Here is an 18,129-nt window from a genome sequence, read left to right on the forward strand (position 1 = left end):
CGCAGGTGTAGGACGTCGCCCGTAACGGCTATGGGAAAGCGGCGGGCCAGCGGCGCCCGGCCGTTACCATGGCCGGGCAAGCGCTCCGACGCACATGCGATGATAATCGCGCCGATGTCTGAAGAACCCATCCAGGTCGGCGACCTGGTCGCGCCGAGCGCCGGCGGGCCGGAAATGACCGTGCAGGCGCGGTCCCAGAACCTCGCGTACTGCGCGTGGCTGGTCGACGGCCGCCTGCACCAGGGGACTTTCGAGATCGCCGCGCTGCGGCGCCTGCGCAGCGCCGGGCCGGCTTCGCGCGCGGGGCCGGACGCCTCCGGGCCCTGAATCAGGCCCCGCCACCCCGGGGCCACTCCAGCAGGAAAGTCGTGCCCTCCCCTGCCGCCGACTGCACGGCAACGGTGCCGCCGTGCGCCTGCACGATGGCGCGCACGATGTAGAGCCCCAGGCCCACCCCTTGCGCACGTGCCTGCGCGCCGCGCACCATCGGCTCGAACATGCGCGGGAGCAGCTCGGGCGGGATGGCCGGGCCGTCGTTGTGCACGCTCACCCGCATCCTGTCCGCGCTGCCTTCGCTGCGCACCGTGATCGGCCGCGCCGGGTCGCCGTGCGAGACCGCGTTGGCCACGAGGTTGCCCACCGCCTGCACGATGCGGTCGGCGTCGGCCAGGCAGCGGCCGTCGCCGCTGCGCTCGTGGCGCAGCTCCCGTGCCGGGAAAGCCACCGCGAGTTCGGACACGCTGTCGGCGATGGCCTGGTGCAGGTCGCCATCCGACTTCTTCATGCCCAGCCCTCCGCCCACGCGCGCCTGCGTGAAATCGAGCAGGTCCGCGATCAGCCGCTGCACGCGCTGCACGGCGCGGCTCACCCGCGCGACGGCCTGGGCCTGCTGCGCTGGCGCGAGCCCGCGCTCCAGCAGGGCGGTGCTCATGTGGATCACCGACAGGGGGTTGCGGATGTCGTGGCTGACGATGCCCACCAGCTGTTCGGCGAACACCGCGCGGTCCTCCGCCTCGCCACGCGCGACGGCCAGCTCCTGCTGGTCGCGCGCGACCTGCGCCGCGAGTTCCTCGGCCCGGCGCCGCTGCAGGAGCAGCTCGCGCTCGTACTTGTCGCGGTCTTCCGCGAGGAACACGGCCACGTGCAGCAGCGTGCCGCCGTTCCACGGCCGCTCGGCCATGTTGACCATCACGGGCACGCCCGACGCATCCTTGCGCCGCAGTTCCAGCTTCACCTCCGCCACCGACGCCTGGATGCGCAGCAGTGGCTGCAGGTGCGTCTGCCAGAAGATGCGCCCGCCCATGGTGAGCAGCTCCTGGAAGCGCAGCTGCCCCACCAGGTCCTCGCGCGCATATTGCAGCCAGCGGCAGAGCGTTGCATTGGCGCCGACGATGCGGCCGTCCGCCGCGGCCAGCAGCAGTCCGCAAGGGGCCGCTTCGTACAAAGCTTCCGCCCCGGGGAGGAGGGGCGTGTCCATCGCTAGAGCTGGCGCAGGAACTGCTCCATGGCGTCCGCGCTGGCACTCGGTGCGCTCAGGTGCGGGCAGTGCCCCACGTTCTCGATGATCCGCAGGGTGCAGTTCGGGATCTGCTTCTGCAGGTACTGCCCGACCGCGACGGGCGCGATCAGGTCCTCGCTGCACTGCAGGACCAGCGTGGGGGCCTGCAGCTTCGGCAGGTCGGCGCGGTGGTCCGAGAGGAAGGTGACGCGCGCGAACTGCTTGGCGATCTCGGGGTCGGTGCGGCAGAAGCTGTTGGTCAGTTCGACGGCGAGTTCCGGCTGGTCGGGGGCCCCCATGATGGCCGGCGCCATGTTGCTGGACCAGCCGAGATAGTTGCTCTCCAGCGTCTCCAGCAGCGAGTCGATGTCGCTGCGCTCGAAGCCGCCGACGTAGTCGCCGTCGTTGATGTAGCAGGGCGAGGGCCCCACCATCACCTGCGCCAGGAACTGGTCCGGCGACGCGATGTTGGCCAGCATGCCGATCATGGAGCTCACGGAGTGCCCCACGCAGATGGCCGGCGCGGTGGTCACGGCCGCGAGCACCTCGCACAGGTCCGACGCGTAGCCGTGCAGGCTGGAGTACTTCTGCTTGTCGTAGGCCGAGAGGTCGGACTGCCCGCTGCCCACGAGGTCGAGCAGGATGCAGGTGTACGTTTCGGCGAAGTGCGGCGCCAGCAGGCGCCACATGGCCTGGTCGCACCCGAAGCCGTGCACGAACACCATGGGCGGGCCTTCGCCCTGCACGTGCACGTTGTTGCGCTTGCGGACATCCATCAGGCTTCCTGCACCTCGTGCACGCGCCCGGGGAAGGCGTGCAGGTAGGCACGCAGTTCGCCGAACTGCCCCTTGGAGATCACGCCGTCCGCGCCCAGGCGAATGCAGCGCTGGCGCACGACGGGCGTCACGAAGTCGCTGAACACGACGACGGCGCCGGAAGGCTCCTTGTTCATGCGGCTCACGAGCGTGAAGCCCGAGCCCTCGGCCAGCAGCAGGTCGACGATCGCGAGGTCCCAGCCGCCGCGGTGGCGCAGCAGCCATTCGGTGGCAGCGGTCTCGTTGGTGGCCATGCCCACGAGCTCGAATCCGCCGACGGACTCGAGCAGGTCCCGCAGGAGCTCCTGCATGGGCTTCGAATCTTCCACCATGAACACGCGTACAGCCATACCACCTCCGGATCCGCAGCCGGGCCAATCGCCCGGCAGAGGACCAACATGACAGTCCAAAGCGGCGGATTCTGTCTGAAGCGCGCGAAGATGGCTGTAGGAATGCTCCGACTTTGCAGGAGCTGCGTACGCGCCGGTGGCGGAAGCGGTGAGATTCGAACTCACGGATGTCTTGCGACATCGCCGGTTTTCAAGACCGGTGCATTCAACCGCTCTGCCACGCTTCCGACCGGACGATTCTCTCAGAACCGCGTGGCCACCCCGATCACCAGCGCCTTGTCCGCGGTGAGCTGCACGCCGTTGACGTACTGGTACAGCGGTTGCTGCCAGAAGCCATAGAGGCGCCAGCGTTCCGACAGCTCGTAGCTGAAGCCAGGACTCACGAACAGGAAGCGGCCGCCGCTGTCCTCGGGCTCCGCGTTCGCGCCGCGGTCCCGCTGCTTGAAGACGGCATTGAGCTGCAGCAGTCCCGAGAACCTGTCCGTGACGGCATGCGCGTAGCCGAGGTCGGCCGACAGCTGCGCGCCGGGAGCGAACCCGTCGTGCTGGTGCAGGGCGGCCTGCACCTGCACCTGCGCGAACCAGGAGGCAGGGCGGGTCGTGAGCTGCTGGTGGAAAAAGGCGCCCAGGATCGCATCGGTGGTGCCGGTGCCCGGCTGCAGGCTGCGCTCCGCGACGTCGCCTTCGGCGTTGGCGATGTTCGTGCGGCCCGTGGGCAGCTTCAGCCCGAAGGTGACGCCGGCGCTCGCCGGGCCCGCGGACTGGTCGATCCAGGGTGCCTGGTAGCGGCCGGTCGCTCGCAGGTCGCCCGGCTCGCGGAAGTCCCAGCGCTCGGGCAGTTGCGCCCCGTGGTGGTTGTGCACGTGCAGGTGCTCGCGGTGCACCAGCGGCAGGGCGAGCGAGAAGCCCCAGCCGCCCGCGAAGTTCCTGCTGTAGTTGAGGAGCAGGTTGCGGTTGGTCGTCTCCACCTCGTCGTGGTGGTGCGGGATCTCGCCCACGCCGATGCGGCGCGAGCCGGCGCGCGGCTGGTCCTGCGGGATGTATTCGTAGCGCAGGTCGAGCACGGAGCCCTCCTGCAGGCCGAGGGCGTCGGAAGCCCAGTCGCCGTTGACGGCGCAGAAGGCGGCGCCGCAGCTGGCGTGCGCGGCAGGAAGGAAGGCGAAGGCCAGGACGGCGCCAAGCGCCGTGGCACGGAAAGAGGAACGCATCAGGATCTCCTGTTCGAAGGCAGGCTCCCGCCGCGCGTGCAGCGGGAGGAAAGGCAAGCGATCAGGAGAGCCGGGGTGGACCGCGGGCCGCGGGCGGCGCCGCGGCATTGCGCACGAAGCCGTGCGCCAGGATGGCTTCGGGCGCCTCGTGCGCCGGCGCGGGCGGCAGCCGCAGCGCGAAGGCCGGGGGCGGCGGCGCAGCGCCGGTGACGCAGGCAGGGCACTGCCCCAGGTGGCCGGAGAGCTTCGCGGGCGCGCCGTCGTCGCCCGACACCAGCTTGAAGGAGCCCCCAGCACAGACGAGTTGCAGGCCCGCATCGCCGACCAGGGGCGCCGCGAGCGTGGCGCCCAGCCACAGCGCGAACCACGCCAGCACGAAGCAGGCGAGGCGGCGGGCGTGGCGCAACGCGGACATGGAGCGGGATGATAGCCGCGGACAGACCTTGGCCCGCCCTGACGCCGGCTGGCAAGGCGGGCGCGGACTGGCTACCATCCGGCTTTGCATCATGTCGCAGTCCATCCCCTACCTCGATCCGGAGGTCAAGCCTCCCGATTACCGCGTGCCCCGGGGGCGCAGCGGCCAGGGGTCGAAGTCGGCGCTGGAAACGCTGCTCAAGGACATCGACCGCATCCAGCGCGCCAAGGAAGCCTACGGCGACCTGCCCAAGCGGCCGGACTCGTCGCTGCGCTTCTGAGCCTCAGCCCGGCACCAGGCCGGCCGCGCGCTGCACCTCGATGCGGATCTCCTCGGTGAGCTGCGCCTTCATCTGCGCGAACACGGGCGTCGTCTTCATCGCATAGTGCCGCGGGTGCGGCAGCGGCACCGGCAGGTCGCACTTGATGCGCCCGGGCCGCGCGCTCATCACGACCACGCGGTTGCCCATGAAGATGGCCTCGTCGATGTCGTGCGTGACGAACAGCACGGTCTTGCGCTCGGCTTCCCAGATCGACAGCAGCAGTTCCTGCATCAGCTCGCGCGTCTGGTGGTCCAGGGCGCCGAAGGGCTCGTCCATCAGCAGGATGCGGGGCGCGTTGGCCAGGGCCCGCGCGAGCGCCGTGCGTTGCTGCATGCCGCCCGAGAGCTGCTTGGGATAGTGCTGCGCGAAGTCCTGCAGGCCGACCTTCGCGAGGAAGGGACGCGCGATCGCCTCCTGCTCCGCGCGCGGGATGCCTTTCTCCCGCAGGCCGAAGCACACGTTCTGCAGCACCGTGAGCCAGGGAAAGAGCGTGTAGCTCTGGAACACCATGCCGCGGTCGGCGCCCGGCCCGGAGACCGTGCGGCCATCGAGCGTGATGCTGCCGCCGGTGGGCGTGTCCAGCCCCGCGACCATGCGCAGCAAGGTGCTCTTGCCGCAGCCGGAGGGGCCGAGGATGGTGATGAAGTCGTTCTCCTGCACGGCGAGGTCGGTGGCCTGCAGGGCGACGGTGCCGCCGGGGAAGGTCTTGCCGACACCTTCGATCCGCAGCACGTCGGACGTGTTGTCGCGTGCCACCGCGGAACCGGCTTTGCCGGGCCGCTGGTGGCGCCCCCTTGAGGGGGAGGCGCCGTAGGCGCTTCGGGGGTGGGTCATCATCATCTCAATTGCGCCCACGGGAAGACCTTTCTGTTCGCTGCCTTGAACGCGAAGTCCGTCACCAGCCCGATGAGGCCGATCACGAGGATGCCGAAGATGATCTGGTCGGTGGCCAGCAGCGCCTGGCTGTCCGTGATCATGTGGCCGATGCCGCTGGAGGCGCCGATCAGTTCCGCGACGATCACGTAGGTCCAGGCCCAGCCCAGCACCATGCGCAGCGTCTCGGCGATCTCCGGCGCGGCCGAGGGCAGCAGCACGCGCTTGACGATGCCGCCGTCGCCGGCGCCCAGCGTGTACGCCGCCTCCACCAGGTCGCGCCGCGTGTTGCCCACGCTCACGGCGACCATCAGCACCAGCTGGAAGAAGGAGCCGATGAAGATCACCGCGAGCTTCTGCGCCTCGCCGATGCCGGCCCACAGGATCAGCAGCGGGATGAAGGCCGAGGCGGGCAGGTAGCGCGCGAAGCTCACGAAAGGCTCGAAGAAGGCTTCCACCGGCTTGTACGCACCCATCACGACGCCGAGCGGGACGGCGATGGCCGCAGCGATGACGAACCCGCCCACCACGCGCCACACCGTCATGCCGATGTCGTGCAGGAAGCCCTGCGTGAGCAGGGACCAGCCCGATCGCATCATCGTGAGCGGATCGGCGAGGAAGGTCTTCGACACCGCGCCACTGAAGGTGACCGCCGCCCAGAGGGCGAAGAACACCACGAAGAAGGAGACCCCCAGAGTGACGCGCGAGGCGGGGGAGACGGGAACGAGCGGCTTCACTTCAGGAACCGCGTGTCCGCCAGCTTCGCGAGGTCCGGCACCTGCTTGATGATCCCCGCCTCCAGCAGCAGGTCCGCGGCTTCCTTGCTGAAGGCGGCGTGCTCGCCGGAGAAGAACTTCTGGTTGGCCGCGCGGTCCTGCCAGCGCAGGTACTTCTGGCTCGCCTCGAACTGCTCGCCGCTCTGCTTCACGTCGGCGCCCATGATCTCGAAGCTCTTCTTCGGTTCCTTCTGGATCATCTCCACCGCCTCGAAGTAGCTGTCCGCCAGCGCCTTCGCGGCCTTGGGGTTGTCGGAGAGGAACTTCGGCGTGCAGCCGAAGGTGTCCATCACCATCGGGTAGTCCAGCGTCGTCGCGATGATCTTGCCGGCCTCGGGCTTGGCGCGCACGGCGGAGAGATACGGCTCGTACGTCATCGCGGCATCGAGGTCCGCGGTGCCCGCGATCATGGCGTTGGCCGCGGCCTGCGGCTCGAGGTTCACGACCTTCACGTCCTTCGGCGTGAGGCCGTTCTTCTTCAGCATCCACGCGAGCGTGAAGTAAGGCGCCGTGCCGGGCGCGCTGGCGGCGACCGTCTTGCCTTTCAGGTCGGCGATCTTCGCGATGTTGCCCTTCACCACCATGCCGTCGGCGCCATAGGACTTGTCCAGCTGGAAGATCTGCGTGGTGGCGACGCCGTTGGCGTTCCACACGATCCAGGTCTCCACCGTCGTCGCTGCGCACTGCACGTCGCCCGAAGCGATGGCGAGGTGGCGGTCCTTCTGCGGGATCTTGCGGATGGTGACGTCGAGCCCGTTCTTCCTGAAGATGCCGGCATCCTTCGCGAGCGTCAGCGGCGCGAAGCCCGTCCAGCCGGACATGCCGATCGCGACCTTGGTCTCCTGCGCCTGGGCGGCCACCGCGGCGCAGGCCAGCAGGGCGAGGGGGAACAGCTTGTTCATGGATGCTCTCCGTTCGTGGAATGGTGATGGGACTCTATGCACGGCTCATGCCAGGCGCAATGCCTGCAACTCCGGGATCTGGTGCTCGATGGCGTGGCCGATGTCGCCCGCCGCCACGAGGTGGTGCACGGCCTCGATGTCGCGCGCGAGGCTGCGGTCGGCCGGCATGGCGGGCGAGACGCTGCGCACCAGGCGCAGCACCGCCTCGGGGCCGGGGGCGCTCGCCAGCGGCCGCAGGAACTCGATGCCCTGCGCCGCGGCGAGCAGCTCGATCGCGACGATGTGCGCCGTGTTCGCGAGCATGGCGCGCAGGCGCCGCGCGGCGAACGTCGCCATGCTCACGTGGTCTTCCTGGTTCGCCGAGGTCGGGAGGCTGTCGACGCTGGCGGGATGCGCCAGCGACTTGTTCTCGGAGGCGAGTGCCGCCGCCGTCACGTGCACGATCATGAAGCCGGAGTTGAGCCCCGGCTCGGGCGTGAGGAAAGGCGGCAGCCGCGAGACGACGGTGTCGACGAGCATCGCGACGCGCCGCTCCGAGATGGCGCCGATTTCCGCGATGGCGACCGCCAGTGCATCGGCCGCGAGCGCCACCGGCTCCGCGTGGAAGTTTCCGCCGGAGACCATGGTCGGCGCCTGCCCGGCGTCGCCCGCGAACACCAGCGGGTTGTCGGTCACCGCATTGGCTTCGCGCACCAGCACCTGCGTGGCGTAGCGCATCTGGTCGAGGCAGGCGCCCATCACCTGCGGCTGGCAGCGCAGGCAGTACGGGTCCTGCACGCGGTCGTCTTCTTCGAGATGCGAATGGCGGATGGCGCTGCCGACCAGCAGCGCCCGGTAGGCGGCCGCGCAATCGACCTGGCCCGGTTGCCCACGCACGGCATGGATGCGGGGGTCGAAGGGCGCATCGCTGCCGCGTGCGGCATCGAGGGTCAGGGATCCCGCGATGACCGCCGCCTCGAACAGCTTGTCCGCCGAGAGCAGCGCGTCGAGCGCGAGTGCGGTGGACACCTGGGTGCCGTTGATGAGGGCGAGGCCTTCCTTGGCGCCCAACTGCAGCGGCTTCAGCCCCGCGCGCTCCAGGGCTTGGCCGCCCGGCATGCGAACGCCTTCCAGGAACGCTTCGCCTTCGCCGATCAGGGGCAGGCACAGGTGCGCGAGCGGCGCGAGGTCGCCACTGGCGCCGACCGAGCCTTGCGCCGGGACGACGGGCACGACGCCGCGGTTGTGCATGGCGAGCAGGCCGTCGATGACCTCCTCGCGCACGCCGGAGTAGCCGCGCGCGAGGCTCGTCGCCTTCAGCAGCAGGATCAGGCGCACGACGCGCGGCGCGAGCGGCTCGCCGACGCCGACCGCGTGCGAGCGCAGCAGCTTCAGTTGCAGCAGCGCCAGGTCTTCCCGCGCGATGCGCTGCGTGGCCAGCTTGCCGAAGCCGGTGTTGACGCCGTACACCGGGGCGTCGCCTTCGGTGGCGCGGCGCACCGCTTCCGCGCTGGCGCGCACCGCGGCGCGACACGAGGGGTCCAGCGCCACCTGCACGTCGGGGGTGTCGACGAGGCGGCGGAGCTGGGCGAGCGTGAGCTCGCCGGGGGTGAGGAGTTCGTTGTTCATGTGCTGCGTCGGTGGGGTTCGCTGTCGCTCACCTTCCGCGGCTTCGCCGCGCCACCCTACAAAAGAGGCAAACGAATGGCCGGAACGCCGGCCGTCCTGTAGGGTGGCGGTGCGAGAGCACCGGACGGTGAGCGACGGCGAACCCCACCGTCAACCTCACCGCACCATCGGCAGGTCCAGCCCCTGCTCCCGCGCGCATTCCACGGCGATCTCGTACCCCGCATCCGCATGGCGCATCACGCCGGTCGCCGGGTCGTTCCACAGCACGCGCCGGATCTTCTCGTCGGCTTCCCGCGTCCCGTCGCAGACCATCACCACGCCGGCGTGCTGCGAGTACCCCATGCCGACGCCGCCGCCATGGTGGAAGCTCACCCAGCTGGCGCCACTCGCCGTATTGAGCAGCGCATTCAGCAGCGGCCAGTCGCTCACGGCGTCGCTGCCGTCGCGCATCGCTTCCGTCTCGCGGTTCGGCGACGCCACCGAGCCGCTGTCCAGGTGGTCGCGGCCGATCACGATGGGCGCCTTCAGCTCGCCCGTGCGCACCATCTCGTTGAACGCGCGCCCCGCCAGGTGGCGCTCGCCCAGGCCGATCCAGCAGATGCGCGCGGGCAGCCCCTGGAAGGCGATGCGCTCGCCCGCCATGTCCAGCCAGCGGTGCAGGTGCCGGTTCTGCGGGAACAGCTCCTTCATCTTCGCGTCCGTCCTGCGGATGTCTTCCGGGTCGCCCGAGAGCGCCACCCAGCGGAACGGCCCCACGCCGCGGCAGAACAGCGGCCGGATGTACGCGGGCACGAAGCCCGGATAGGCGAAGGCGTCGGCGACGCCGAAGTCCTGCGCCACCTGCCGCAGGTTGTTGCCGTAGTCCACCGTCGGCACGCCCATGGCGTGGAAGGCCAGCATGGCCCGCACGTGCTGCGCGCAGGACTCGCCCGCGGCCTGCTTCAGGGCGTCGTGCTGCGCCGGGTCTTTCTGCGCGGCCTGCCACTGGTCCACGCTCCAGCCGATCGGCAGGTAGCCGTTGATGATGTCGTGGGCCGAAGTCTGGTCGGTGACGATGTCCGGCTTGCGGCCGCCCGCCTGCGCACGGCGGGCGAGCTCCGGCACGATCTCGGCCGCGTTGCCGCACAAGGCGATGGAGACGGCTTCCTTGCGGGCGGTGTGGTGCTCGATCAGCTGCAGCGCCTCGTCGAGGTCCTTCGCCTGCCTGTCGAGGTACTTCGTGCGCAACCGGAAGTCGATGCGCGACTGCTGGCACTCGATGTTCAGCGAGCAGGCGCCGGCGAACGAAGCGGCCAGCGGCTGCGCGCCGCCCATGCCTCCCAGGCCCGCCGTGAGCACCCAGCGGCCGGCGAGGTCGCCGCCGTAATGCTGGCGGCCAGCCTCCGCGAAGGTCTCGTAAGTCCCTTGCACGATGCCCTGGGTGCCGATGTAGATCCAGCTGCCCGCCGTCATCTGGCCGTACATCATCAGGCCCTTGCGGTCGAGCTCGTTGAAGTGCTCCCACGTCGCCCAGCGCGGCACCAGGTTGGAGTTGGCGATCAGCACGCGCGGCGCGCCCGGGTGCGTGCGGAACACGCCCACCGGCTTGCCGGACTGGACGAGCAGGGTCTCGTCGGGCTGCATGCGCTTCAGCGTCGCCAGGATGGCCTCGAAGGCGGGCCAGTTGCGGGCCGCCTTGCCGATGCCGCCGTAGACGACGAGCGCATCGGGGTTTTCGGCAACGGCGGGATCCAGGTTGTTCTGGATCATGCGGAAGGCGGCCTCGATCTGCCAGTCGGCGCAGGTGCGCTGGCTGCCTTGCGGCGCGCGCACCGCGCGGGGGCCGGCAGTGAGGAAGCTGGCCTGGGAAAGGTCGGACATGGCGGGCTCCGGAAGTACGGCCGAGTTGTCTATACAAGCTGCTGGAGGCGGAATGTAGTTGTCTATACAAGCCGTGTCAACGGGGGTATGCTCGGGCCCATGGCAAAGGACGAACGGCCGGCATACGAACAGGTCAAGGGCTGGATCCGGCAGCACATCGCCAGCGGCGAGTGGAAGCCGGGCGACGTGGTGCCCAGCGAGGCTTCGCTCATGGAGCGCTTCGCCATCAGCCGCATGACGGCCAACCGCGCGCTGCGCGAGCTGGCGACGGAAGGACTGGTGAAGCGCGTCCAGGGTTCCGGCACGCGCGTGGCGCAGCTGCACCGCATCTCCTCGCAGCTCGTGATCCGCGACATCCACGAGGAAGTCGCCGAGCGCGGCCACGTGCACAGCACGCGGGTGATCAAGGTGGTGCAGGAGAAGGCGGAGGCCGCGCTCGCGGAGTCCCTGGGGGTCAAGCGGGGTGCGCGCGTGTTCCACAGCGTGCTGGTGCACCTGGAAAACGGGGTGCCGATCCAGTACGAGGACCGCTACGTCAACCCGCAGGCGGCGCCGCACTACCTGGAGACCGACTTCACCCGCATCTCGCCGACGCACCACCTGCTGGAGCACGCGCCGCTCACGGAAGCGAGCTACACCATCGAGGCCTGCCTGCCGAGCGCGGAGGAAGCGAAGGCGCTGCAGATCCGCACCTCCGAACCCTGCCTGGCGATGGTGCGGCGCACCGTCAGCGGCGCCAACGTGGCGAGCGTCGCGCGCCAGCTCTATCCGGGCACGCGCTACAGCTTCAGCGGACAGTTCCAGGCATGAACTGGCAACTCGTGTCACTGGAACGGCAGCCCGCCCAGCCATGGCGCAACGGCGGCGGCCTCACGCGCGAGCTGCTCGCGTGGCCCCAGCCGCACGACTGGCGCATCCGCCTCTCGGTAGCGGACGTGCAGGCGTCCGGCCCCTTCTCCCGCTTCGACGGCATCGAGCGCTGGTTCGCGGTGCTGGAGGGCGACGGCGTGGTGCTGCACACCGAGGACGCCACGCACCGCCTCACGGCCGACAGCGCGCCCTTGCGCTTCGACGGCGCGCTCGCCGTCGACTGCAGCTTGCTCGGTGGGCCGACGCGCGACTTCAACCTGATGGCGCGGCCGGGGGCCTCGCGCATGCAGCGCGTGTGGGGCGCATCGGAGCTGCGCGGTGAAGCAGGCGCCCTGCTCGCCTTGTACACGCACGGAACCGGCGCGGAACTGCGCAGCGGCAAAGATCGCCTGGCCCTTCCGCCCTTCCACCTCGCCTGGCGCGTGGCGGAAGAGGCGGTGCAGGCGCACGTTGCCGCCCAGGACGCGCTCTGGATGGAGGCCTTCGCATGAACATCGAGGTGTGGAGCAACGCCCGCATCACGACGATGGCGCCCGATGCCACCGTTCCCTACGGGCTCGTGGACGACGCTGCGCTGGCGGTGGAAGGCGGGCGCATCGCGTGGGTCGGCCCGCGCGCGGAGTTGCCCGCCGCCTTGCGCCACGGCGCGGTCGAACACGACGCGCAAGGCGCCCTGCTCACGCCGGGCCTCGTCGACTGCCACACGCACCTGGTGTGGGGCGGCGACCGCGCCGCCGAGTTCGAGGCGCGGCTGAACGGTGCCACTTACGAGGAGATCGCGCGTGCCGGTGGCGGCATCGTGTCCACGGTGAAGGCGACCCGCGAGGCGAGCGAAGAGGAGCTGCTGCTCCAGTCGCTCAAGCGCCTGCGCCCCCTGCTGGCCGAAGGCGTGACCACGATCGAGATCAAGTCCGGCTATGGCCTGGACGAAGCGAACGAGGCCAAGTGCCTGCGCGTCGCGCGGCGCCTGGGCGAACGGGAGAACGTGGCGGTCCGCACGACCTTCCTCGGTGCGCACGCGCTGCCGCCGGAGTTCCGCGGCCGCGCCGACGACTACATCGCGGAGGTCTGCCGCATGCTCCCGCGCCTGCACGCGCAAGGGCTGGTGGATGCGGTGGATGCCTTCTGCGAGAACATCGGCTTCTCCCTCGTGCAGACGCGCCGCGTGTTCGAGGCCGCGCAGGCGCTCGGCCTGCCCGTCAAGCTGCACGCCGAACAATTGAGCGACAGCGCCGGCGCGGAGCTCGCGGCCTCCTTCGGGGCGCTGAGCTGCGACCACCTCGAGTGGCTGGGCGAGGAAGGCGCGCAGGCCATGGCCCGCGCGGGCACCGTCGCCGTGCTGCTGCCGGGCGCCTTCTACTTCCTGCGCGAGACGAAGCTGCCGCCGGTGGCGCTGCTGCGCGAACACCAGGTGCCCATCGCCGTCTCGACCGACTGCAATCCGGGCACGTCGCCCTGCACCTCGCTGCTGCTGATGCTGAACATGGCGTGCACGCTGTTCCGCCTCACGCCGGAAGAAGCTTTCGCCGGCATCACCCGCAACGCCGCACGGGCGCTGGGCCTCGCGGACCGCGGCGTGCTGGCGCCCGGCCTGCGCGCCGACTTCGTGCTCTGGGACGCGCGCAGTCCCGCCGAACTCGCCTACGCCCTCGGCGCCAACCCGCGCCTCGCCACGATCGTCGAAGGAACCGAACGATGACCTACACCTTGCACCGCGGCACGGCGCCGCTGCTGGTGAGCATCCCGCACATGGGGACGGAGATCCCGCAGGAGCTGCGCGGCGGCTACGTTTCGCGCGCCCTCGAAGTCGAGGACGCCGACTGGCGCCTCGACCGGCTCTACGCCTTCGCGCGCGATCTGGGCGCGAGCATCCTGCAGCCCACCGTCGCCCGCTACGTGATCGACCTCAACCGGCCGCCGGACGATGCGCCCATGTACCCCGGCGCGTCCAACACCGAGCTGTGCCCCACCCGCTTCTTCGACGGTGATGCGCTGTACCGCGAGGGTTCGGCACCGGGTGCGGAAGAGAAGCTGCGCCGGCGTGCCGCCTGGTGGCAGCCCTACCACCAGGCGTTGCAGGAGGAGCTCGCACGCCTGCGCGCGCAGCACGGGCACGTCCTGCTGTGGGATGCGCACAGCATCCGCGCCGAGATCCCGTGGCTGTTCGAAGGCCGCCTGCCCGACCTGAACATCGGCACGGCCGATGGCAAGGCCGCGGATCCCTCCATCGCGCAGGCCGTGGTCGCCGCCGCGGCGCGCGACCCGCGCTTCACCCACGTCCTGAACGGCCGCTTCAAGGGCGGCTACATCACGCGCCAGTACGGCCGGCCGGCCGAACACGTGCACGCGGTGCAGCTCGAGATGTGCCAGTCCCTGTACATGCGCGAAGCCCCGCCCTGGAACTACGAGCCGGAGCAGGCCGCGCGCGTGGCGCCGGTGGTGCGCTCCATGGTGGAAGCGGCGATGGCCGCGTGCGATGCACTGTATGCCTGAAGCACGCCGCTTCTTCGCGCCGCAAGCGTGGGTGCAGGGAGGCTGGCAACGCGACGTGCTGCTCGTCGCCGGGGCCGACGGCTCCTGGCAGGAGGTGCGCGCGGGCGCGCAACCGGACGGCGCGGAAGTGCTCGCCGGCCCCGTGCTGCCGGGGCTGGTGAATGGCCACAGCCATGCCTTCCAGCGCGCCATCGCCGGCCTCACCGAGCGCAGCGCGGCGGGGCACGACGACTTCTGGAGCTGGCGCGACCGCATGTACGCCGCGGCCCTGCGCATCTCGCCGGAGCAGCTGGAAGCCATCGCCACCCAGCTCTATGGCGAACTGCTTGCCGCGGGGTACACGCAGGTGTGCGAGTTCCACTACCTGCACAACGCGGTCGATGGCCGCCCGTACGCGGACCCCGCGGAGATGTCGCTCGCGCTCGTGCGCGCGGCGCAGCGCGCCGGCATCGGCCTGACCCTGTTGCCGACGCTCTACATGCGCTCGGGCTTCGGGGCCGCAGGCCTGCGCGAGGACCAGCGGCGCTTCGCGTCCACGCCGGAGTCGGTGCTGCGCATCGCGCAGGCCGTGCGCGCGCAGGCTTCGCCGCTCGTCACCGCCGGCATCGCGCTGCATTCACTGCGCGCGGTGGACGCGGCAGCCCTGCGCGAATGCGCCGACGCGGCGCGCGCGGCAGGCATGCCCGTGCACATCCACGTCGCCGAGCAGCAGCAGGAGGTGGACGACTGCGTGCAGGCCCACGGCGTGCGACCCATCGAGTGGCTGCTGCGGAACGCGAAGCTCGACGCCCGCTGGAACCTGGTGCACGCCACGCAATCGACGCGCGCCGAACTCGAGGGCGTGCAAGGCATGGGTGCAGCCATCGTGCTGTGCCCGAGCACCGAAGCGAACCTGGGCGACGGCGTCTTCGACCTGCCGTCCTGGCTGGCGGTGCGCGGCGCCTGGTCCATCGGATCCGACAGCCACGTCACGCGCAGCTGGAGCGAGGAGCTGCGCCTGCTCGAATATTCGCAGCGGCTGGCGCTGCGGCAACGCAACGTGGCCGCACGGGCCGGGCGTGCGGAGAGCACGGCGGCCGTCCTCTTCGAAGGCGCGCTGGCCGGAGGAAGCGCCGCCTGCGGCGTCACCACCGGGGGCCTCGCCGTCGGCCAGCGGGCGGACCTGTGCGTGGTCGACACGCACGCGCCGGCCCTGGCGGGCCTCCCGGCGGATCACCTGCTCGACGCGCTCGTCTTCTCTTCGCCCGCGGCGTCGATGCTGCGCGTCGTCGTGGCCGGCAAGGACGTCGCGGCGAAGCCCGACTCCGCGGGCTTCGTGCAGGCTATGCGCGCGCTGTGGTGACGATCACTCCGCCTTCGCGCCCGAGACCTGGACGATCTTCGCCCACTTCTCGGTTTCCATGCGGTGGATCTTCCAGAAGTCTTCCGGCGTCCCGGGGATGGGCACGCCGCCCAGCTCCGCGAGCTTGGCCTTCATCGCCGGATCCGCGAGCGCGGCGTTCACTTCGCGGTTGATGCGGTCGATGATGGGCCGCGGCGTGCCCTTGGGCACCGCGACGCCGAACCAGGCGCTGGCTTCGTAGCCGGGAACCACTTCGCCGACGGCGGGCACGTCGGGCAGCGCCGGCGAACGCTGCGCGCTCGTGACGCCCAGCGCGCGCACGGAGCCGCCCCGGATGTGCGAAATGATGGAAGGCATGTTGTCGAACAGCACGTCCACCTGGCCGCCGATCAGGTCGGTGATGGCGGGGCCCGCGCCCTTGTACGGCACGTGCTTCATGTCGACGCCGGCCATGTGCTTGAACATCTCGCCCGAGAGGTGCACCGAGGTGCCCGCGCCCGAGGACGCCATGTTGATCTTGCCCGGGTTCTTCTTGCCGTACTCGATGAACTCCTGGATGTTCTTCGCGGGGAAGTTCTTCGTCACGGTCATCACGTTGGGCACGCGGATGAAGCCCGCCACCGGCGCGAAGTCTTCCAGGAAGTTGAAGTTCAGCTTGGGGTACAGCGACGCGTTGATCGCGTTGGCCGGGTTCACCAGCTGCCACGTATAGCCGTCCGGCGCGGACTTCGCCGCGAACTCGGTGCCGATGTTGTTGCCGCCGCCGGCGCGGTTCTCGACCAGGATCTGCTGCCCCAGCTTCGTGGAAAGGTACTGCCCCATCAGCCGCGCGAGCAGGTCGGTCGAGCCGCCAGGCGGGTAGGGCACGATCCACTTGATCGGCTTGTTGGGATAGTCGGACTGGGCCGCCGCGGGCAGCGCGATCGTGGCGCATGCGAGGGCGAGCGCAGGCACGAGTTTGGACAGCAGGCGCATCTTGTCTCCTTGCCTTGGGAAGGCAGGCAGACTAGCGAGCGGGCCGCGGAGGCGTCAACCGGGGTTACGCGCTTCGGGGAGACCCTCGGTGCATGCTGGGGTGCGCTTCGCGCAACCCAGCCTACAGGCGCCCGGGCTTCGTGGGCTTCGTGGGCTTCGTGGGCTTCGTGGGCTTCGTGGGCTTCGTGGGCTTCGTGGGCTTCGTGGGCTTCGTGGGCTTCGTGGGCTTCGTAGGCTGGGTTGCGCGAAGCGCACCCCAGCACCCCCCCGCCCCCATCAAACCATCAGCTCGATCACGAACGGCCCCTCCCGCCCGAAGCTGGAGCGCATCAGGTCGGCGCACTCCTCCATCGTCGTGGCCCGTGCCGCCTCCACCCCCATGCCTTCGGCCAGCTTCACGAACGACAGCCCCGGATCCCCCAGGTCCAGCATCCGCATCGCCGTCGGTCCCGGCGTCGCACCGACACCTTTGTACTCACCGACGAGGATGTTGTAGCTGCGGTTGTTCAGCAGGATCGTGGTCACGGGCAGCTTCTCGCGCGCCTGCGTCCACAGCGACTGCAGCGAATACATCGCGGAGCCGTCCGCCTGCAGGCCGATGACGCGGCGCTGGCCGCCCGCGGCGATCGCGGCGCCGGTGGCGACCGGCAGGCCGTCGCCGATGGCGCCGCCGGCGAGGTGCAGCCAGTCGTGGGGCGGCGCGACGTGCGAGCTCTTGTAGAAGCCGCGGCCGTAGGAGACGCTTTCGTCCGAGACGATGGCGTGCTCCGGCATCAGCGCGGCGACGGTCTGCGCCAGCTTGTCGGACGTGGGCTCGCCCGAGGCAGGCTGCGGGCGCGGGCCGGGATCCGGCAGCGCCGCTTCCGGCGCGTGCAGGGCTTCCACCAGCGCGCGCAGGGCGACCAGCGCATCCTGTTCGGGACGCGACAGCACGTGCAGCTGTGCCTCCGGCGGGTACTGGATGGACGGCAGCCCCGGGTACGCGAAGAAGCCCACCGGTGCCTTCGCGTTCACCAGCACGATGTGCTCGAAGCCCGCGAGCGCCTTCATCGCCAGCTCGCTCTTGTACGGCACGCGCTCCAGTTGCAGGCGGCCGCGGCCGCGCGCGACTTTCGGATTGACGAAGTCCGCCAGCACCTGCGCGCCGGTGGCTTGGGCGATGCGCCACGCGAGCGCCTGGCCTTCGGCCTGCACCGCGGCCCCCGCGAGCAGCAGCAGCACCTTGCCGCCCTTCGCACGCAGCACGCGCGCTGCCTGCTCCACCGCATGCGGGTCGAGCGGCTGCGCGGCGGGCACGGGCAGCGGCTGTGCCGTGATGCCGCCCTCGTCCCAGGAAGCGTCCGCGGGCAGGATCAGCGTGGCGACCTGGCCCGGGTAGGACCGCGCGGCCTGCACGGCCGCCGCAGCGTCGCGCCCCACGTCCGCGGAGCGCATGCTCGCGCGCACCCAGCCGGAGACGCCGCGTGCGAAGCCTTCCGTGTCGGCCGTGAGCGGCGGGTCGTGCGGCCGGTGGTACGTCGCCTGGTCGCCGACGATGTTGACGATGCCGCTGCGCGCGCGCCGCGCGTTGTGCAGGTTGGCCAGGCCGTTGGCCAGGCCCGGGCCGCAATGCAGCAGCGTGCAGGCCGGCTTGCCCGCGATGCGGTAATAGCCGTCGGCCATGCCGGTGACGACGTTCTCCTGCAGGCCCAGCACGCAGCGGATGCCCGCGTGCTGGTCCAGCGCCGCGACGAAGTGCATCTCGCTCGTGCCGGGATTGGCGAAGCATGTGTCCACGCCCGCCGCGACCAGCGTCTCGACCAGGCTGCGCGCGCCATTCATC

The 18,129-nt window shown here is 70.4% G+C and carries 19 protein-coding genes and 1 tRNA gene; 7 read left to right on the forward strand and 13 right to left on the reverse strand.

Going from position 1 to position 18,129, the window contains the following annotated elements:
• Window positions 1-114: 114 nt before the first annotated feature.
• On the forward strand, window positions 115-327 hold the full coding sequence (locus tag H8N03_RS13135; protein WP_187076644.1) for a DUF2158 domain-containing protein: 213 nt from the start codon (window positions 115-117) through the stop codon (window positions 325-327).
• A gap of 1 nt (window position 328) precedes the next feature.
• On the opposite strand, the gene H8N03_RS13140 is transcribed toward H8N03_RS13135, so the two are convergent.
• The 6 genes from H8N03_RS13140 to H8N03_RS13165 form a co-directional block, all read right to left on the reverse strand.
• Window positions 329-1,477 (reverse strand): PAS domain-containing sensor histidine kinase, encoded by a 1,149-nt coding sequence (locus H8N03_RS13140; RefSeq protein ID WP_187076645.1) that lies wholly within the window; start codon window positions 1,475-1,477, stop codon window positions 329-331.
• Window positions 1,478-1,479: 2 nt separating this feature from the next.
• On the reverse strand, window positions 1,480-2,274 hold the full coding sequence (locus H8N03_RS13145; protein WP_187076646.1) for an alpha/beta fold hydrolase: 795 nt from the start codon (window positions 2,272-2,274) through the stop codon (window positions 1,480-1,482).
• The gene (locus H8N03_RS13150; protein ID WP_187076647.1) at window positions 2,274-2,663 is read right to left on the reverse strand and encodes a response regulator; all 390 of its coding nucleotides are present in this window, start codon (window positions 2,661-2,663) and stop codon (window positions 2,274-2,276) included. The genes H8N03_RS13145 and H8N03_RS13150 overlap by 1 nt, the downstream gene beginning before the upstream one ends.
• A 137-nt stretch (window positions 2,664-2,800) precedes the next feature.
• Window positions 2,801-2,890, reverse strand: a tRNA-Ser gene (locus H8N03_RS13155).
• Between the two features lie 15 nt (window positions 2,891-2,905).
• The gene (locus tag H8N03_RS13160) at window positions 2,906-3,871 is read right to left on the reverse strand and encodes a transporter (protein WP_187076648.1); all 966 of its coding nucleotides are present in this window, start codon (window positions 3,869-3,871) and stop codon (window positions 2,906-2,908) included.
• A gap of 61 nt (window positions 3,872-3,932) precedes the next feature.
• Window positions 3,933-4,286 (reverse strand): hypothetical protein, encoded by a 354-nt coding sequence (locus H8N03_RS13165; protein ID WP_187076649.1) that lies wholly within the window; start codon window positions 4,284-4,286, stop codon window positions 3,933-3,935.
• Between the two features lie 91 nt (window positions 4,287-4,377).
• Here H8N03_RS13165 and H8N03_RS13170 point away from each other — a divergent pair, with 91 nt between their 5' ends.
• On the forward strand, window positions 4,378-4,566 hold the full coding sequence (locus tag H8N03_RS13170; RefSeq protein WP_187076650.1) for a hypothetical protein: 189 nt from the start codon (window positions 4,378-4,380) through the stop codon (window positions 4,564-4,566).
• Window positions 4,567-4,569: 3 nt separating this feature from the next.
• Here the strand turns inward: H8N03_RS13170 and H8N03_RS13175 are convergent, their stop codons facing one another.
• From H8N03_RS13175 to hutU, 5 genes are all read right to left on the reverse strand, one after another.
• Complete coding sequence (locus H8N03_RS13175) at window positions 4,570-5,364, reverse strand: ABC transporter ATP-binding protein (RefSeq protein WP_435531667.1); 795 nt, start codon at window positions 5,362-5,364, stop codon at window positions 4,570-4,572.
• 80 nt (window positions 5,365-5,444) lie between these two features.
• Window positions 5,445-6,218: an ABC transporter permease gene (locus tag H8N03_RS13180; RefSeq protein ID WP_187076652.1), complete on the reverse strand. Its 774-nt coding sequence runs from the start codon at window positions 6,216-6,218 to the stop codon at window positions 5,445-5,447.
• Window positions 6,215-7,159 carry an ABC transporter substrate-binding protein gene (locus tag H8N03_RS13185; protein ID WP_187076653.1) on the reverse strand — a complete coding sequence of 315 codons (945 nt, stop codon included), beginning with the start codon at window positions 7,157-7,159 and terminating at the stop codon, window positions 6,215-6,217. Before H8N03_RS13185 ends, H8N03_RS13180 begins: the two co-directional genes overlap by 4 nt.
• Before the next feature lie 45 nt (window positions 7,160-7,204).
• Window positions 7,205-8,767: a histidine ammonia-lyase gene (hutH, locus tag H8N03_RS13190; RefSeq protein WP_187076654.1), complete on the reverse strand. Its 1,563-nt coding sequence runs from the start codon at window positions 8,765-8,767 to the stop codon at window positions 7,205-7,207.
• A 156-nt stretch (window positions 8,768-8,923) separates the two neighbouring features.
• Entirely contained in the window at window positions 8,924-10,627 is a 1,704-nt protein-coding gene (gene hutU / locus H8N03_RS13195) for a urocanate hydratase (RefSeq protein ID WP_187076655.1), read from the reverse strand.
• 99 nt (window positions 10,628-10,726) lie between these two features.
• On the opposite strand from hutU, the gene hutC reads away from it, so the two are divergent.
• The 5 genes from hutC to H8N03_RS13220 are packed head-to-tail and all read left to right on the forward strand — an operon-like array spanning window position 10,727 to window position 15,332.
• Window positions 10,727-11,437 (forward strand): histidine utilization transcriptional repressor HutC, encoded by a 711-nt coding sequence (gene hutC, locus H8N03_RS13200; protein WP_255428203.1) that lies wholly within the window; start codon window positions 10,727-10,729, stop codon window positions 11,435-11,437.
• Window positions 11,434-11,988 carry a HutD/Ves family protein gene (locus tag H8N03_RS13205; protein ID WP_187076657.1) on the forward strand — a complete coding sequence of 185 codons (555 nt, stop codon included), beginning with the start codon at window positions 11,434-11,436 and terminating at the stop codon, window positions 11,986-11,988. Before hutC ends, H8N03_RS13205 begins: the two co-directional genes overlap by 4 nt.
• The gene (gene hutI, locus H8N03_RS13210) at window positions 11,985-13,196 is read left to right on the forward strand and encodes an imidazolonepropionase (RefSeq protein WP_187076658.1); all 1,212 of its coding nucleotides are present in this window, start codon (window positions 11,985-11,987) and stop codon (window positions 13,194-13,196) included. Before H8N03_RS13205 ends, hutI begins: the two co-directional genes overlap by 4 nt.
• Entirely contained in the window at window positions 13,193-13,990 is a 798-nt protein-coding gene (gene hutG, locus H8N03_RS13215) for an N-formylglutamate deformylase (RefSeq protein ID WP_187076659.1), read from the forward strand. The genes hutI and hutG overlap by 4 nt, the downstream gene beginning before the upstream one ends.
• The gene (locus H8N03_RS13220; RefSeq protein ID WP_187076660.1) at window positions 13,983-15,332 is read left to right on the forward strand and encodes a formimidoylglutamate deiminase; all 1,350 of its coding nucleotides are present in this window, start codon (window positions 13,983-13,985) and stop codon (window positions 15,330-15,332) included. The genes hutG and H8N03_RS13220 overlap by 8 nt, the downstream gene beginning before the upstream one ends.
• 3 nt (window positions 15,333-15,335) lie before the next feature.
• Here the strand turns inward: H8N03_RS13220 and H8N03_RS13225 are convergent, their stop codons facing one another.
• The gene (locus tag H8N03_RS13225; RefSeq protein ID WP_187076661.1) at window positions 15,336-16,307 is read right to left on the reverse strand and encodes a Bug family tripartite tricarboxylate transporter substrate binding protein; all 972 of its coding nucleotides are present in this window, start codon (window positions 16,305-16,307) and stop codon (window positions 15,336-15,338) included.
• A gap of 276 nt (window positions 16,308-16,583) precedes the next feature.
• Window positions 16,584-18,128 carry an acetolactate synthase large subunit gene (locus tag H8N03_RS13230; protein ID WP_187076662.1) on the reverse strand — a complete coding sequence of 515 codons (1,545 nt, stop codon included), beginning with the start codon at window positions 18,126-18,128 and terminating at the stop codon, window positions 16,584-16,586.
• Between the last annotated feature and the right edge of the window lies 1 nt (window position 18,129).

Source organism: Ramlibacter cellulosilyticus, assembly GCF_014297465.1.
GTDB lineage: Bacteria > Pseudomonadota > Gammaproteobacteria > Burkholderiales > Burkholderiaceae_C > Ramlibacter > Ramlibacter cellulosilyticus.